The following is a 16384-nucleotide window of genomic DNA, read 5'->3' on the forward strand; positions in this document are numbered from 1 at the left end:
GCAGGGCCCTGCGCGCGCAGAGGTTTGCGTGATCAGTCGGTAACTTTTTTCACGAAGATGGATTTCAGCCCGATCGGACCGATGCCGGGGATCTTGCAATCGATGTCGTGGTCGCCCTCGACCAGGCGGATGCCGCGCACCTTGGTGCCGACCTTGATGACCGAAGAGGTGCCCTTCAGCTTCAGGTCCTTGATCACGGTGACGGTGTCGCCATCGGCCAGCAGATTGCCGACGCTGTCGCGGATGCCGCCCGCTTCGGCCGGGCTTTCCGCAGACCATTCATGGCCGCATTCGGGACAGTTCAGCAGCGCCTCGACCTGATAGGTATAGGCGGAATGGCATTCGGGGCACGGGGGCAGGGTATCGCTCATGGCGCCCTATAACGAGAAATGCCGCAGATTTGCAAGGCCGTCATTGCGGCGACGTTTCCCGGGTGGCAGCGGCAGGTCTCTGGAATGGTTGGGGAATTTCGCAAGGCCGCATCGGGTACCGGGCATGGCCGCCGCCGCGACCCTTGATCGCAGCGCGCGCGGTGGGCGGACATTCAGAAAAAATCAAGGCGGACATGGGATTGGACGGGGGCAACTGCCTTGCCACAACTGCCGGGTTTTCCAAATGACCATAAAGACCAAGATATTCAGTGTTCTTGCTCTGGCCACCCTGCTGGCCTGGGGCGGATTGCTGACGGTGATCTCGGAATTGCTGGTACACAACACGCAGATGGATCGCGGCACCCGGCTGGCGGCCCAGCTGACCGGACGCCTGTTGCCGCTGGTCGAGCGGGTCGAGACCGTCAAGATCGACGTCATTCAGGTGCAGCAATGGCTGACCGACATCTCTGCCACCCGTGCCGCGCCCGGTTTCGATGACGGCTTTGCCGAGGCCGCAGCCTTTGCCGAACGCCTGACCGCCGATCTGGAGGTGGCGCGGGACCATGCCAGGGCGCTTGATCTGCCGGATGTGGTGGCGGCGCTTGATCAGGTGGCGGCGGCCTTTCCGGCCTTCTATGCCGGTGGGCGGACCATGGCACAGGCCTATATCGACCGGGGCCCTGCGGGGGGAAATCCGCAGATGGAGGCCTTTGATATTGCAGCCGAGGCGATCGGTTCGGCGCTGGATGCGCTGATCAGCGGGATGCATGACCAGAGCGCCCAGCTCTCGGACCAGCTGACGGCGATCACCGGCGCGGTGAAGCGTTCGAACATGCGGCTGATCTGGCAGGTGGCGCTGTTTTCCGCGGTGGCGCTGCTGGGAACGCTGGCGGGGGTGATCCACCTTTATCGCGTGCTGACCGGCAGCTTCCGCGACCTCGATCACGACATTGCGCTGGTGATGCAGCGCGACGATGCGACGGCCTTCCGCCTGGATCCCGACCGCCGGGACGAACTGGGACCGGTTGCGGGTGCGCTGCATGCCTTCCGCCGCAGTGCCGCCGAGGTGCGTGCCCGGGAGGCGGGCGAACGCGCTGCGCACGCCCAGGCCGAGGCCCAGCAGCGCGCCCAGGAGGCGGCGCGCCTTGAGGCGGCCGAGCGTGAAGCCGAGGCAGCGGCCCGGCGATCCTCGGACCAGGCTGCCGCCCAGGCGCGCGACCAGGCCATCATCGCTGAAATTGATGCCGTGGTGCAGGCCTGTGCGGCGGGCGATTTCTCTCGTGCGTTGCGGGTGGAGGACAAGAGCGGCGTGCTGGCCGATGTCTGTGCCGGGCTGAACAGGGTGGGCGAGGCCGCCAATTCAGGTCTGGGCGCAGTGCTGCAGGGGCTGCAGCAGATGGCGGCGGGCGACCTGCGCCGCCGCATGCCCGAGGATCTGTCGGGCATCTTCGCCGAGATCGCGACAGAGATGAACATTGCCTGCGCGACGCTTGGCGGGACGCTTGGGGGGATTTCGGCTTCGGCGGGGCGGGTGGACGGATCGACGCGCCAGATCGCCGATGCGGCCGAGGATATGGCGCAAAGGGCTGGCAAGGCGGCAGAAATGCTGGAGGGAACCTCGGCCGAACTGCAGCAGATGTCCGGCACGGTGACGGCGGCGGCCGCCTTTGCCGAGACCGCCTATCGTTCGGTCGAGGAAATCTCGGGCAAGGCGGACAGCGGCCATGACGTGGTGCGCCGCGCTGTCGAGGCGATGGACGAGATCCAGACATCCTCGGAGGCGATCGGCCGGATCCTGCATGTGATCGATGAAATCTCGTTCCAGACCAATCTGCTGGCGCTGAATGCGGGGGTCGAGGCGGCACGGGCGGGCGAGGCGGGGCGTGGTTTTGCCGTGGTGGCGACCGAGGTCCGCGCGCTGGCGCAAAGATCGGCCGATGCCGCCCGCGAGATCGCCGGGCTGATCGAGGCCTCTGGGGTGAACATCGGCCGCGGGGTCGAACTGGTGCAGGCCTCGGGGCGGGCCTTCCAGGAGATCGTCGGCGGGATCGAGGGGACGACGGCTCAGATCCGCCAGATTGTCACGGCCTCGAACGAGATGGCCGAAGGCATTGGCACGATCTCGGAGGCGACGCAGGACCTGGACCGCATCGCGCAAAGCAACCTGGAGGCGGTGCAGAAGACCGGCGGCGCGGTCTCGGCGCTAATCGAGGAGGCACGGGCGCTGTCCCGTTCGATCCACAGTTTCGAACTAGAGACCGCAGTCCCGCTGCATTGCTCCCCAAACTTGGACCGCAGGAAGTTGGATTTTTCAGCTGCCTCACGATGACGGGCCGGTGACGCCATCGGGATAATGCATGGCAATCGGGACGTTGTATCCAATCGCGCTGTGGGGTCGGTCCTCGTTGTAGTGTCGACGCCAAGCTTCCAACTTTTCGCGGGCGTCCTGGCGGTCCTCTCGCAGCTTCGCCTTCACCCTGCGCTTCGGGTGCTTGTTGCCCAGCTGAAGGCCCAACTCATTGTAAATGCGGGTCTTTTCATATTGATCACCCATCCTTCCCGTCGCAGAAGGACATGCACAGGCCGGTAGCCATACCGCACGCGTGTCTCGCAGATCTCCTTGATCCGCTTCTCGACGGCAGCCTGGTGCGTCCGCCGGGACTTGTAGTGGTCGCTGGACGTGTCGAAGCAGATGGCCCCACAAGCCTTCCGGATCGACACGCCCCAGTCGACGCACATCCCGGTCACGATCTCTCGCAGACGCCCAGGCTTCAGAGCTTTCGCCGGATAACGTCCTGCAACATCTCCCGGTCAAGCGTCAGGTCCGCCACGATCTTCTTCAGCCGCGTGTTCTCGTCCTCAAGTGCCTTCCACCGACGCATCTCGTCCGGAAGCAAGCCGCCGTATTTGTTTGGCGGGAAAACCGTCCACTGGACGCTTTTCTTCATCCGCCTGCACTCCAGTTGAAGTAGGTCGCTTGGCTGATCCCTGCCTTACGGCAGATCTCAGCAACCGGCGTGCCTTGCTCGCCCTGCTTCAGGATGAAGGCCTTTTGCGCCTCCGTGAACTTCGATGCCTTCATGCCTTTCCGCTCCTCTCCCAGCCAAGAAAGAGTAGCCGAAAACTCCAGCTTCAAACGCGCCAGGTTTCAGGGGGCAGAGCAGGCGCCCTCGATCTGATGACTTTGGTGCGCGCAGATTTGAGGTCGATGCCGCCCGCAGACACATGGGCCACCTTTCAGACCACGACACCACCACGACGCCAATGGTTTGTGATGCGCATTCAAGTATCTGAAAAGTAATAAAAATATGGACTTGAAATTCGTTTCGCCGCACCGGGATGGACCGACCCGGAGGCCCGATCACGGGACCGCATCGGCCGGGTCCGGTGCCGGGATGCCTCAGGTCAATGGCGCCCCCGGAGGAGGCGCGCCGCCCCGGAAGCATCCGCCCGGAACGGCCACAGGCCGCGGGGCCGGGCAGGCGTGGCGCCTGGCGACCCCGGCCAATTGCTCAGCCCGCGATCTTGGCCAGCAGGCCTTTGACGTCCGGATCATAGCCGCCGATGGCCTGCACGGCGCCGCTGCTGTCCTTGAACAGCAGGTAGGGCGTGCCAGAGATCCCCTGCGCCTGCATCCATTCGTTGTTGGCCTTCACCTTGGCCACCGCATCCGCGTTCGAGGTGTCGCCGGCGATGCCGCCCTCTTCCTGGGCCTCGTCGAACTTGTCCTCGTCCTCGGCCAGGGCAGCGGCCGGATCCTTGGCGGCCATGATCGCGGCAGCCTTGGCCAGAGAACTCTGCTTCAGGAAGCCGGCCTGGATGATGTGCACCTTGACCTTGCCGGCCGCGACGGCGGGCTTCAGATCGTCATAGGTCTTGTGGCAGTAGATGCAGTTCGGGTCGAACAGGATCCACAGCTCTTTCGGGGCATCGGCCTGGCCCCAGACATAGCCCGAGGTCTTGTCGAGCGTGGCAAAGTTCTCGGCCGCCGAGGGCGGTTTGGGCAGGACGCTGGCGCCTTCCAGATTGGTGACGTTCTGGCCGTCGCTGTCGATGATCATGCCCTGCATCAGGTATTTGCCATCTGCCGAGGCATAGAGGATCGTGTCCTTGTGCGGGCCCAGCTCGACCGCCAGGCCGATCAGGCCGGCGGGGGCCTCGAAGGCTTGCAGGACCTTGGCCTGGCCCTGGGTCAGCTTGTCCAGCGTCGCCTTCACCGGGGCGGGGAGATCGATGCTTTTGACGGCGGCGGGGGCGGGGGCGGGCGCGGCTGTGGTCTGGGCCAGAGCAGGCAGCGCCGCCAGCCCGGCGACAAGGCTCAGCGTCAGCCCGGCGCCGCGCAGCAGGGCGGCGGCCGGGAGGGAACGACGAAGCGGGGAAGACAGCATGACGAGGGTCTTTCGTGCAGGATCAAGGAACATGCCCGGCCAGCGGGTATCCCGTCCTTGTCACGGCCCCGGGGGCGGGGGCGCAATGCACATTCATTTGAACGGCGGGCATTTGAACGGCGGGCATTTGAACGGCGGGCATTTGAACAGCTGGGCCCTTGGTCGCGGGCCCATCCTGCGGGGCGGTGATCAAAGGGCTGGCCACCGGGGCGATGCCCCCACCCGAGCGGGCCCGGGGGGGAAGGGCCTGCCACTGGTGCCGCCCTCAGTAGGCGCCGCGTCCCGAGGCGATGCTGCGGAAGGTCAGCGCGATCAGCATCAGGTCCAGCACCGACGAGCGGCTGTGCACATAGGCCAGATCCATGTCGACCATCTTGTCGAAACCGATGTCCGCCCGCCCCGAGACCTGCCACAGTCCGGTGATGCCGGGTCTGACCGCCAGTCGTCCCAGGGCCGGGGCCGGATAGGCGGCCACTTCGCTGGGCAGGGCCGGGCGGGGGCCCACCAGCGACATGTCTCCGCGCAGGACATTCAGGATCTGCGGCAGCTCGTCCATCGAGCTGCGCCGCAACAACCGCCCGATCCGGGTGATGCGCGGATCGTTGTGCGCCTTGAAACACAGACCCGCCCGGTCCGATCCCGCCAGCAGCGCCGGGCGGCGCGCCTCGGCATCCGTCTGCATCGAGCGGAATTTCAGCACCTGGAACGGTTTGCCGTCGCGGCCGATGCGGGTTTGACGGAACAGGGCCGGGCCGGGGCTGTCCAGCCGGATCGCCAGCGCCATGGCCAGCATCACCGGCGCCAGCAGCAGCAGGGCAGGCAGCACCAGGGCCAGGTCCAGCAGCCGCTTGCGGCGCGCTCCGGGATCGGCGGCCGACAGGGCATGGCGGGCGGCGCGGGCCAGGAAGGTGGCATTGCCGATCAGGTAGCGGCGCGCCATGCGGCGCGGCTCCATCGCCAGCCGCCAGGCCCATTCGCCATGCAGGCGCCGCACCATCAGGGGCGCGCGGCGGACATTGCCGGCCAGAAAGTCGAACAGCGCGCCCACACCCAGCCGCAGACGCGGCGCCAGCAGGTGGCCATGTTCGGCCAGCCACAGGTCCTGGCGCGGCACCCCCATGGCGACCAGCAGGATATCCGCCCCCGAGGCATTGATCTCGGCGATCGCCCTCAGATCGTCACGGGCCCCGGCAAAGCCGTCGCGGGTACCGGCGATGCGCAGGCCGGGGATGTCGCGTTGCAGGCGCTGCGCGGCGCGCGCGGCAGTGCCGGGGCTGGCGCCGAACAAAAAGACCGACAGGCCCTGCGCTGCGGCCCGCTGCAGCAGCGCAGGCACAAGGTCCGTGCCGTTCAGGTTGGCGCTCAGCCCGGGGCCGGTCATCCGGGCGGCCAGCTCGACCCCGATCCCGTCGGGCAGCACCATGTCGGCACTGCGCAGCGCATCCGCATAGCGGGGCGAACGTGCCATGACATTGGCGCAATGGGCGTTCAGGAAGGCAATGGTACGCTGTCCCGGGGCCAGGATGGCCTCGATCGCGGCCTCGGCCGGGGCATCGACCAGCGGCAGGCCCAAGACATCGCGGCGCGGCAGGCGGCAGGTGGCGGGCAGCGGCCGGGACTGCAGGAAATCGGTGTCGGACAGGTGTTTCATCGGGCTCCTCCCTGAGCATGTCTCGCTTCAGGGTTGCGGCCCGGGGGTGCGCGCTCAATCGCGCGTCGGGACAGGCGCGCGGCGCGGAAAGCGGGCGGGACCGGCCGGCCGGATCGCAGCTGCCCACCGCCGGCACAGGGGGGCAGGGCCGTTGGATCGGCCCTGCGCCGCCGCCGGAACAGGCCGCGTGACCTAGCGGACAGGCGTTTCGATCCAATGGGATAGGCCCCGGTGCAGTCGGATGGCACAGCGCTTTTTCAGCGCCCTTTCCGCGACGTCGCGATAAGATGGTTAAGAATTTCTGACGACCAGAAGAGGGAGGAGGCAGGATGCGTTTGCTGATTGCCGATGATCATGAACTGCTGCGCGATACGCTGGTGCTGCTGTTCGAACAGGCCGGGGACATCACCGTCGAAACCGCCGCCAGCTTCGGAGAGGCCCGCGCCTGCCTTGCCGCGCAGCCGCCCTTCGATCTGGTGCTGCTGGATTTCAACATGCCCCAGATGCAGGGGCTCGACAGTGTGGCGCAGTTGCTGGCGCTGCCGGATCCGCCCCGGGTGGCGCTGATCTCGGGCGAGGCGCGCCGCGATGTCGCCGAGGCCGCGCTGGCAATGGGGGCGGCGGGGTTCATCCCCAAGACGCTGCCGGCGCGCAGCCTGCTGAATGCCGTGCGCTTCATGGCCATGGGAGAGGTCTATGCGCCGCTCGATTTCATGACGGCGCCGGGCCTGATCGAGGCGCCGCATCCGATGACCGAGGGGCTGTCGCTGCGCGAACGGCAGGTCGCCAAGGGCCTGACCGAAGGCAAGTCCAACAAGGAAATCGCCCGCGACCTGCAGCTGCAGGAACCGACGATCAAGCTGCATGTCAAGACGCTCTACCGCAAGATCGGCGCGGCGAACCGGACCCAGGCGGCGCTGATTGCGCGCGATGTCGGCCTGGCCTGATCCCTTCGGATAGCCCGACCCGTCCCGGGGGGCAGGCGGGCGGCGGAACGGGGGGGCGCGGCTATCCGGCCTTGGCCGCGACCGGCGCGCCCGGCCCCGCTAGCCTGACGCCCGAGAGGAGACGCCGATGACCGACACCCCCGTTCCGACCCGCCGCAGCCGCGCCCCCATTCCCGGCTTTCTGCGCACCCCGCCGCGCCAGCTGTCGATCTGGCGCCTGTTCAGCGGCGGGCGTCCGTCGGATCTGCTGCGCCTGCCGCGCTATCTGGTGCTGGCCGGGCTGGGCGGTGTCGGGATCTGGGCGCCGATCACGACCTATCTGAAGACCGCGCCCCTGTCCTATACTTCGGAAATGTCGCTGATCCTGCCGGGATCGGGGGCGGCGGCCTCGGTCAATCTTGCCAATATCGGGCAGGCGTCCTCTTCGGCCAATTCGGCGTTTTCCTCCAGCTCGATCAGCCCGACGGAAACCTACAAGCGGCTGATCAGCGCCGACCGCATCCTGGGGGCTGCCGCCGCGGCGCTGGACGAGGCACCCCGGGCGTTCGGCCGCCCCAAGGTCGAGCTGGTGGACCTGACCGGACTGATCCGCATCCGCATGACCGGTGCCACCCCCGAGCAGGCCCGCGCCCGCACCGAGGCCCTGCGCCGCGCCTTCTACGCCGAGGTCGACGCCCTGCGCCATGACGAGCTTTCGGTGCGCGAAACCGGGGCGCTGACCGCGATCGAGGACTATCGCGCCTCGATCGCCGAGACCCGTCGCGCCATCGCCGATCTGCAGGCGCGCACCGGGCTGGTATCCTTTGGGCAATACGATCAGCAGGTTGGCGCCAATGACGCCCTGCGGGCTGAACTGGCCGGGCTGACCTCGGATCTGGCGCAGCAGGAGGAAACCGTGGCGGCGCTGTCGCGGACGCTGGGCATCGCCCCCGAACAGGCGGCGGTGACGCTGAAGCTTTATGCCGATGCCGATTACAACGCCCTGCTGGCCGAGATCGCCCGCCACACGGCCGCCCTGGCCCAGGCGCGCGCCCGTGTCGGCCTGCGGCATCCCGATGTGACCGGCGCCCAGGCGGGGCTGGCGGCGGCACGCACCATGGCGCGCAGCCGGGCGATGGCGCTGACCGGTCTGGACGCGGCTGCGGTGCAGGCGCTCGACCTGGCGCATCCCGGCGCCCGGGCCGAGCTGCTGGCCGAACTGGTGCGCAGCGATGCCGCCCGCCGCGGTCTGCGCTCTGAACATCGCAAGATGGCGGCGCGGCTGGCGGCGGAAAGCGCCCGGCTGACCCGCCTGGCGCCGCTGGCGGCGCAGCTCGAAGATCTGCAGCGTGATTTTTCCGTGGCCGAGGCCGTCTTTGCCTCGGCTATCGCGCGCAGCCAGTCCTCGAAGGCCGACATCTATGCCTCCTATCCGCTGGTGCAGGCGCTGGAGGACCCCTCGCTGCCGGACCGGCCCAGTTCCCCCAATCGCAAGCTGGCGCTGGCGGCGGGCGGGGCGGCGACGCTGATGCTGCTGTTCGGTCTGCTGCTGGGCTGGATCCGGCGGCCGCTGATCAACCGGGTGCTGGCGCGGCCGCTGGGACGTCCCGGGGGACGGGCATGACCGGGCGGGCGCGGCCCGCCGGCATGACCCCGGCCGAGGCGCTGGTCTGGCGCGTCATGGTGATGACCTGGGTCTTCTACGGCCTCGGCGCGCTTTACGTGGTGGGGCCGGTGATGGGATGGACGCTGCTGGGCATGGCGCTGCTGTCGCTTTATCTTGGCCCCGCGATCCGGCCCGACCTGCGCGCAACCGGCCCGTTGCCGGGGATCGCGGCGCTGTGGTTGCTGGGCATGGCGGTGATGCTGGTCGCGCTTTGGGCGGGGCATCTGAATTGGGGGCTGGGGGTCCGGCAGACCATCAAATCCTCGATCGGCTGGGCCAAGGGCTGGGCGCTGGTGGCGCTGTTCATCACCGCCGGATCAATCCTGCCGATCCGTCGCGAAGTGCTGATCCGCGGCCAGTGCGCCATTGGCTTCTGGACGCTGGTGCTGGCGCCGGTGATGCTGGCCGCGCCGCATATGGGCCTGCCAGAACGGATCTTCGTCTCGCCGCTCAAGGCCATCGGGGGACCGGGGCCCGAGTATTTCTCGGTCTATTTCTATACCTATGATCCGGCCAGCTGGACGCCGCGCTGGCAGTTCTACCTGCCATGGTCGCCCTTCGCGGCGCTGATCGGGGTGGTGATGGTGATCTTCTCGCTGGAAGAGCGCCACCGGGGCTGGCGCGCAGCCGGGGTGGCGGCGGGGATGCTGATGATCTTTGCGTCGAAATCACGCATGGGGCTGGTCGGGCTGACCGCCTGCACGGTGGGCCCCCGGATGCTGCCGCTGGTGGCGCGCAGCAGCGCCTGGCTGGCGCTGGCGGGGCTGACGGCATCGCTGGCGGTGGTGGGTACCTGGCTGCTGACCAGCGCTCGGGCCGGGATCGCGGCCTTCAAGGGCGCGCGGGCTGACAGCACCCGGGTGCGCGAAACCCTGCAGCGCATTGCCCAGGAACGCTGGCGCGCCGAGGCCGTCTGGTTCGGCCATGGCACCGTGCAGCCTGGTGCTCATATCGTCGAATACATGCCGATCGGCAGCCATCACACCTGGTACGGACTGCTGTTCGTGAAGGGGCTGGCGGGGTTTGCAGCGCTTTTCGTGCCGCTGGTCGCGCATATCCTGTTTACCGTCGTGGATGCCGCCCGCCATCCCCGCGGGCGGCTGCCGCTGGGCATCCTGATGACCATCGTGCTGCTGTCCTTCGGCGAGAACCTGGAGATCGAGGCCTATATGTTCTGGCCGGCCCTGCTGCTTTTGGGGGTGCATCTGCGCGAGGTGGCGCAGGCGCGCGACCAGGGCGCGCCTCGCCAGGAACCGCGCGCCCCGACCCACGACGCTCAGGGCAGCATGGCGACGACGCCCACCATGCCCAGCACCCGGGCGACCTCTCCGACATCCGTCACCGTACTGTCATAGCAGGCAATGGCATCGCCGGGCAGCAGATAGGGGTCGTAATCGTCCCGATCCGCCCGCCGCAGCATGTCCTCGATATTGCGTTCGATCACCACCGAAACCCCGGTCACCGGATTGCGGCTCATCAGCAGGGCCGAGCGGTCGGCGCTGGTGGCCCGCGGCCCGCCGACGCAGTTGGTGTCCACCACCGCCTGCATGAAGCGCGTGCCCCAGGGCACTTCGCGCACCTCCTGACCCACCGCCGAGATCGCGTTGCCGCTGGCCGGCTGGGTCAGGTTCGACAGGAACAGCGACACCCCCGGCGGGCTGACCGGAGAGGGCCTCATCAGCGCCTCCTGAAAACAGGCGCGGCTGGGCACGACGATCTCGTCTCCGCTCAGCAGCAGCACGTCGACGACCCTGCGCCCCTCCAGGACGCCACGCATGTCGATGCGGTGGACATGGCCGTTGCGGTGCAGTTCCACCGCCGAAAGATCCGCATCGGGACGCACGCCGCCCGCGGCACGCAGGGCGGCCGACAGGTTGCGGGCCTCGGTCGAGGCGCCCATGGCGGCGGCACGGGCCGTGTCGCGCTGCAGCCCGCCGCCGGGGCCGATGCCGACCTCATGCGGTTCGAAAACCGCACCCGAGACACCGACGCTGACCGGGGCCAGGTCCATGATCCGCACCGAGACGCGCGGCCGTTCATCGTAGAAGCGTTGCGCCACCAGGGCTGCCGCCAGTGCGGCTTCGACCTGGTCGATGCTGCGGCCCTGGGCCGGGACGGCGGGCAGGAAGGGCAGGCGGATGGTGCCGGCGCGCGACACTTCGTAGGCGCCGTTGAAGGTGGCATCGGCTTCGACGCGGATGTCCAGCAGATCGCCGCGCGACAGGCTTTCGCCGCGCAGCGCCAGGGCTGCAAGACCGGCGCCCTTGCCCAGCGGCCCCTGGGCGCCGCCGCGGGCGAGCTGGCAGCCCTGGGCGTTCATCGTCGCCGAGATCAGGAAACTGTCGCGGCCACGGGCGCGGCTGACCTCTGGCGCGCGCCACTGCGCCTGGTAGTCATGACCGCGCGACACCGGCGCCAGATTGGCGGGGGCCTTGTAGGTCGTGCAGCCCGCCACAGACAGGGCGAGGATCAGCGGAACGGTCTTGAAGTCGGGCCGGAACATGCGGGTCCTCCTGCAATTGGGGCCGGAACTGGGGGTCCTTTCTGGATAGGACAGCGCAGGCGCAGCGGTCCACGCCCCGGTCGGTTTGTTGAAGTATCCCATCGGATTGGCCGCTGTCCGTGCGGGACCGTACGCTGTCCGGGCGGGGCCGGGACGGCGCAACGGATCCGTCGCAGACTGCCCTTCGACCGCAATCCGACCCCGACCAGAGGTATCGTTCCCTTGCCCCTCATCCGTCCTGGCCTGGCCCTGATGCAAGCGCCGCTGGCCCGCAATCTGCTGTCCTACGGCGCCTCTGAAATGGCCTCGAAGGCGTCTCGCCTGCTGGTGGTGATCACCGTCGCGCGGACCATGGAGGCCGGGGCCATCGGCATTGCCGCGGCGGCGCTGGCGGCATCGGACATCCTGAAGGCCCTGACCGAGAACGGCATCGGTCAGCGCATCATCGCCGCCCCGCCCGGGCGCCTGCAGGCGACCTGTGCGACCGCCCGGCGGCTGTTCACCGGCTGGTGCCTGGGGCTGTGCCTGTTGCAGGGCGCGGTGGGGGTGGGGCTGGCGTGGTGGCAGGCGCAGCCGCAGACCGGTCTGCTGGTGGCGCTGCTGGGGCTGGAGTACCTGTTCATGCCGGCCGGACTGGTGCAGGCGGCGCTGGCCATGCGCGAGGGGCGGATGCACCAGACCGCCGCCATCGCCGGTGGCCAGGTGGTCAGCGCCAACCTGCTGTCGGCGGTGCTGGCGCTGCTGTGGCCGGGGCCGCTGGCGCTGGTGTTGCCGCGGCTGGCTGCGGCGCCGCTGTGGCTGGTGTGCATGCGCCGCCTGCGGCCCTGGCGCCCCGATCCGGCCGCCGGGCGGATGCCGTTGGCCCATTTCACCGGTTTCGGCGCCACGGTTCTGGCCATCGAGCTGGTCAAGGCGCTGCGGCTGCAGGCCGACAAGCTGTTGGTGGGGCTGCTGATGGGCCCCGAGGTGCTTGGCCTTTATTTCCTGGCCTTCAACGCGGGGCTGGGGCTGGCGACGTCCTTTTCCGTGGCGCTGTCGGTGGTGATCTTCCCGCATCTCAGCCGCGCCCGCGACCGCCGCCAGGCGTTGCGTCAGGGCATCGTGCTTGGCCTTGCCGTGATTGCGCCGCTGGTCCTGCTGCAGGCGGCGCTGGCGCCCTATTACGTGCCGGTGCTGTTCGGAGCCGGCTGGGAGGGGATCGCGCCCGTGGTCAGCATCCTGTGCCTGGCGGCGATCCCCATGGCGCTGTGGTCCAGCGCTGCGGGCTGGCTGCGCGCCGAACAGCGCACGGCCCAGGAACTGCGGGCCACGGCGTTGCTGACGCTGGCACTGCTGGTCAACACCCTGGTGCTGGCGCCGCACGGGCTGACGGCCCTGGCCTGGGGCTATCTGCTCACCACCTGCCTGGGCATGGGCGCGGCCTCCTGGCCGGCGCTGGTCGCGGGCTTTGGCCTTTCCCCCGCAAGGAGCTGATCCGATGCCGCAATTCTCGATCATCCTACCCTGTTACCGGGCCCAGACGACACTGCCGGACACCCTGGCCAGCCTGCGCGCCCAGACCCTGACCGACTGGGAGGCGCTGTGCATCGACGATGGCTCCGACGACGGCACCCGGGCACTGGTTTCGTCCTGGGCGCGCCGCGATGCGCGGATCCGGCTGCTGCACAACACCGGTCGCGGCCCGTCGCAGGCCCGCAACCTGGGGATGCAGCAGGCCCGGGCGCCGCTGCTGGCATTTTGCGATGCCGATGACATCTGGCGGGCCGACAAGCTGGCGCAGATGGCGGCGGTGCTGCAGGACCCGGCCTGCGACGGGGCCTTCGCCCGCGTCGCCTTCTTCCGCGATCATCCAAAGGATGCGCGCAGCGTCTCTGGCGTTCCGCAGGGGCCGCTGGGGCTGCCGATGCTACTGGCCGAAAACCCCGTCTGCACGATGTCGAACCTGGTGCTGCGGGCGGATTGCGCGGCCGCGGTGGGCGGGATGCGCTCGGACATGGTGCATAACGAGGACCTGGAATGGCTGATCCGGCTGGTTGGCCATGGCGCCCGGCTGCTGCCGGTCGACCGGGTGCTGGTGGGCTACCGGACCTCGCCCGGCGGGCTGTCTGCGGATCTGCAGGCGATGGCCCGGGGCCGGGCCGAGGCACTGCGCAGTGCGGCGCGTTTCGGTCACCATCCCGATGCCACCGCCGAGGCCGTGCACCTGCGTTACCTGGCGCGCCGCGCGCTGCGGGTAGGGCAGGGTGGCCTGGGTCCGGCCCGGCTGGCGCTGCGCGGGCTGAGGCTGGCACCGCGCGGCTTCCTGCATCCGCTGCATCGCGGCGGCGGCACCCTGGCCGCCGCGCTGGCCACCCCGATCCTGCCGGCGCCGCTGCGCCGCGCCCTGTTCACCCGCTGAACCGTCCCAGACAGGAGAGGTCCCGATGACCCCCATGACCCCGCCCCCCCCGCTGTCCGCCCCGGTGGTCCAGGCCGCGCCTCCGGTGGCCTCGATCGTGGTGCCGGCCTTCAATGCCGCCCCGACGCTGCGACAGACCCTTGTCAGCCTGTCCCGCCAAAGCTTCCACGAGCTGGAAATCATCGTGGTCGATGACGGGGCCACCGATGACACCGCCGGGATCGCCGCAGCCATGGCGCGCCACGATCCCCGCATCCGCCTGCTGCGCCAGGCCAACCGCGGGCTGGCGGGGGCACGCAACAGCGGCATCGCGGCGGCGCGCGGCGTGGTGGTGGGCTTTTGCGATGCCGATGATCTGTGGGCGCCGGACAAGCTGGCGGCCCATGTGGCACATCTGGGCGCCGATCCGCTGGTGGGGCTGTCGTTCTCGGGGTCGGTGCTGATGAACGAGGCGGGGCAGCTGCTGCACCGCTGCCAGCGGCCTCGGCTGCGCGGCATCGATGCCGGCCATGTGTTCCGGCGCAACCCGGTCGGCAATGGCTCGGCGGCGGTGCTGCGCCGCGAGGTGCTGCGGGCGCTGGCCTGGCGGCCGCAGGGGGAAACCGCACGCGACTGGGTCTTTGACGAGACCTTCCGCCAGTCCGAGGATATCGAATGCTGGCTGAGGCTGGCGCTGACCACCGACTGGACGATCGAGGGGGTGCCGGGGCTGCTGACGCGCTACCGGGTGTCCTCGGGCGGGCTGAGTGCGGCGACCGACCGGCAGCTGGCCGCATGGGAGCGCATGGTCGACAAGCTGAGGCCCCTGGATCCCGCCTTCTTCGCCCGTCATGCCCCGGCGGCGCGGGCCTACCAGCTGCGTTACCTGGCGCGGCGGGCGGCCAGCGATGGCCGCGGCCCCGAGGCGCGGCGGTTGCTGCGTGCCGCGCTGGCCTGCTCGGTCCGGCCCTTGTGCGAGGAGCCGGTGAAAAGCCTGACCACCGCCGCCGCCGCCCTGCTGATCGACCGGCCACTGGGCCGTCGGCTGCACCGCCGGGCGACGCGCCCTGCCGAACCCTGACCCGATCCCGGAGGAGACCTGCCATGACCTGCCAATTTCCGTTGCCCCTGCGCCCGCGCGCCCTGCATCTGGTGGATGACACCACCCCGGGCGGGGTGATGCGCTATCTTGATTTCCTGTCCGGCGATCCGGGCCTGGCCGAGACCGCGCACCATGTCGTCCAGCCCGTCGATCCGCGCCGTCTGGGGCGCCTGCAGTCAGAGGCCGAGGTGATCGTGTCGCATCTGACGGTCAGCTGGCGCAGCCTGCCACGGCTGATCGCCTTGCGCGCCCGCCATCCCGCAACCCGGATCCTGCATGTCGAGCACAGCTATACCCAGGCTTTCACGGCCCTCAACGTGGCGGCGCGGCCGCGGTTTCAGACGCTGCTGCGCACGGCCTATGCGCTGTTTGACCGGGTGATCGCGGTCAGCGCCGCCCAGGGCGATTGGCTGCGCGCCCGTGGCCTGGTTCCCGCCGAACGGCTGAGTGTGCTGCGTCCGGTGGTCGATCTGGCGCATTTCGCGGCGCTGGAGGCACCATGCGGGCGGCCGCGGATCTTCGGCACCTTTGCGCGGCTTGAACGGCAGAAGGGGCTCGATACGCTGATCGACGCCTTCCGCACCGTGGCCGATCCCGACATGCAGCTGCATATCTTCGGTGCCGGAACCCAGCATGATGCGTTGCTGGCGCGCTCGGGGGCCGATCTGCGGGTCCGCCTGCGGGGGCATGCGGCCGATCCCTGTGCCGCCATGGCGCAGATGCAGGCCATCGTCATGCCGTCCCGCTGGGAGGCCTTCGGGCTGGCGGCGCTGGAGGCGCGGGTGGCCGGGCGGGCGCTGATTGCCAGCGATCTGGACGGGCTGCGCGATCAGGCCGGTCTTGGGGTGACGCTGGTGCAACCGGGCTCGGTCCCGGCGCTGCGCCACGCGATCGAGACCGCCGCCCCCTCGCCGCTGACGCAGCTCAGTCGCCGTGTTCTGGCCGAACGCAGCCTGCAAGCCACCCGCGATGGCTGGGCGCAGCTGATGGCCCTCAGCCCGCAGAGGCCGCACTGAGGCCGGTCCGTCAGGGCTGTGCCGCCAGGATCTGGTCCAGCAGCGCCCAGGTCGCCAGGGCCTCGGCCTCGGGGATCTTCTGGACGGCATAGCCCATCTGCACCAGCACGTAATCGCCGGGCGCCAGCGGCACGTCCTGCAGCATCAGCAGCGAGACCTCTCGGGTGACGCCATGCATGGTGCAATGGGCGACAAGATCCGACCGGGTCAGGATGCGAAGGGGAAGGGCCTGGCACATCCGGCATGCTTGCGCCGGATGGGCGACCAAGGCAAGGCCCTGCGGCAGTGCGCCGCGGGCGGGTGATACGTGTTTTGACTTGTGTCCCGGCGCTGCCGGACCGAAGCTGCGGCACCCCGCCTCAGCCTGCTGAAATCCTGCGGATT

The 16384-nt window shown here is 69.2% G+C and carries 13 protein-coding genes and 1 pseudogene; 8 read left to right on the forward strand and 6 right to left on the reverse strand.

Annotation, left to right across the window (positions count from 1 at the left end; genetic code table 11):
• Nucleotides 1-32 precede the first annotated feature (32 nt).
• Nucleotides 33-371 carry a zinc ribbon domain-containing protein YjdM gene (locus AC2ITM_RS08420; protein WP_486469364.1) on the reverse strand — a complete coding sequence of 113 codons (339 nt, stop codon included), beginning with the start codon at nt 369-371 and terminating at the stop codon, nt 33-35.
• Between the two features lie 244 nt (nt 372-615).
• On the opposite strand from AC2ITM_RS08420, the gene AC2ITM_RS08425 reads away from it, so the two are divergent.
• Nucleotides 616-2700, forward strand: coding sequence for a methyl-accepting chemotaxis protein (locus tag AC2ITM_RS08425; protein ID WP_486469365.1), 2085 nt, complete (start codon nt 616-618; stop codon nt 2698-2700).
• Here the strand turns inward: AC2ITM_RS08425 and AC2ITM_RS08430 are convergent.
• From AC2ITM_RS08430 to AC2ITM_RS08440, 3 genes and pseudogenes are all read right to left on the reverse strand, one after another.
• Nucleotides 2692-3453, reverse strand: a pseudogene (locus AC2ITM_RS08430) (transposase). The gene AC2ITM_RS08425 and the pseudogene AC2ITM_RS08430 overlap by 9 nt on opposite strands.
• Nucleotides 3454-3883: 430 nt before the next feature.
• On the reverse strand, nt 3884-4759 hold the full coding sequence (gene dsbG / locus AC2ITM_RS08435; protein WP_486469366.1) for a thiol:disulfide interchange protein DsbG: 876 nt from the start codon (nt 4757-4759) through the stop codon (nt 3884-3886).
• Nucleotides 4760-5024: 265 nt separating this feature from the next.
• Entirely contained in the window at nt 5025-6410 is a 1386-nt protein-coding gene (locus AC2ITM_RS08440; RefSeq protein WP_486469367.1) for a WecB/TagA/CpsF family glycosyltransferase, read from the reverse strand.
• Nucleotides 6411-6739: 329 nt separating this feature from the next.
• Here AC2ITM_RS08440 and AC2ITM_RS08445 point away from each other — a divergent pair, with 329 nt between their 5' ends.
• The 3 genes from AC2ITM_RS08445 (at nt 6740) to AC2ITM_RS08455 (ending at nt 10357) form a co-directional block, all read left to right on the forward strand.
• Entirely contained in the window at nt 6740-7357 is a 618-nt protein-coding gene (locus tag AC2ITM_RS08445; protein ID WP_486469368.1) for a response regulator transcription factor, read from the forward strand.
• Between the two features lie 127 nt (nt 7358-7484).
• Nucleotides 7485-8960, forward strand: a complete 1476-nt coding sequence (locus AC2ITM_RS08450) for a GumC domain-containing protein (RefSeq protein ID WP_486469369.1) — start codon at nt 7485-7487, stop codon at nt 8958-8960.
• Nucleotides 8957-10357, forward strand: coding sequence for an O-antigen ligase domain-containing protein (locus AC2ITM_RS08455; RefSeq protein ID WP_486466215.1), 1401 nt, complete (start codon nt 8957-8959; stop codon nt 10355-10357). The genes AC2ITM_RS08450 and AC2ITM_RS08455 overlap by 4 nt, the downstream gene beginning before the upstream one ends.
• Here AC2ITM_RS08455 and AC2ITM_RS08460 read toward each other — a convergent pair.
• Nucleotides 10279-11505, reverse strand: coding sequence for a polysaccharide biosynthesis/export family protein (locus AC2ITM_RS08460; protein ID WP_486466216.1), 1227 nt, complete (start codon nt 11503-11505; stop codon nt 10279-10281). The two genes, AC2ITM_RS08455 and AC2ITM_RS08460, sit on opposite strands and share 79 nt — an antisense overlap.
• Nucleotides 11506-11727: 222 nt before the next feature.
• Here AC2ITM_RS08460 and AC2ITM_RS08465 point away from each other — a divergent pair, with 222 nt between their 5' ends.
• Genes AC2ITM_RS08465 through AC2ITM_RS08480 form a run of 4 tightly spaced genes read left to right on the forward strand, consistent with a single transcriptional unit; the run spans nt 11728 to nt 16000 of the window.
• Nucleotides 11728-12978, forward strand: coding sequence for an oligosaccharide flippase family protein (locus tag AC2ITM_RS08465; protein WP_486466217.1), 1251 nt, complete (start codon nt 11728-11730; stop codon nt 12976-12978).
• A gap of 4 nt (nt 12979-12982) precedes the next feature.
• Entirely contained in the window at nt 12983-13903 is a 921-nt protein-coding gene (locus AC2ITM_RS08470; protein ID WP_486466218.1) for a glycosyltransferase family 2 protein, read from the forward strand.
• Between the two features lie 25 nt (nt 13904-13928).
• Nucleotides 13929-14963, forward strand: coding sequence for a glycosyltransferase family 2 protein (locus AC2ITM_RS08475; protein WP_486466219.1), 1035 nt, complete (start codon nt 13929-13931; stop codon nt 14961-14963).
• A gap of 23 nt (nt 14964-14986) precedes the next feature.
• Entirely contained in the window at nt 14987-16000 is a 1014-nt protein-coding gene (locus AC2ITM_RS08480) for a glycosyltransferase family 4 protein (protein WP_486466220.1), read from the forward strand.
• Nucleotides 16001-16010: 10 nt separating this feature from the next.
• Here AC2ITM_RS08480 and AC2ITM_RS08485 read toward each other — a convergent pair whose 3' ends face one another.
• Entirely contained in the window at nt 16011-16238 is a 228-nt protein-coding gene (locus AC2ITM_RS08485) for a HypC/HybG/HupF family hydrogenase formation chaperone (RefSeq protein ID WP_486466221.1), read from the reverse strand.
• Between the last annotated feature and the right edge of the window lie 146 nt (nt 16239-16384).

The organism is Pseudooceanicola sp. NS-SX9 (assembly GCF_057380705.1).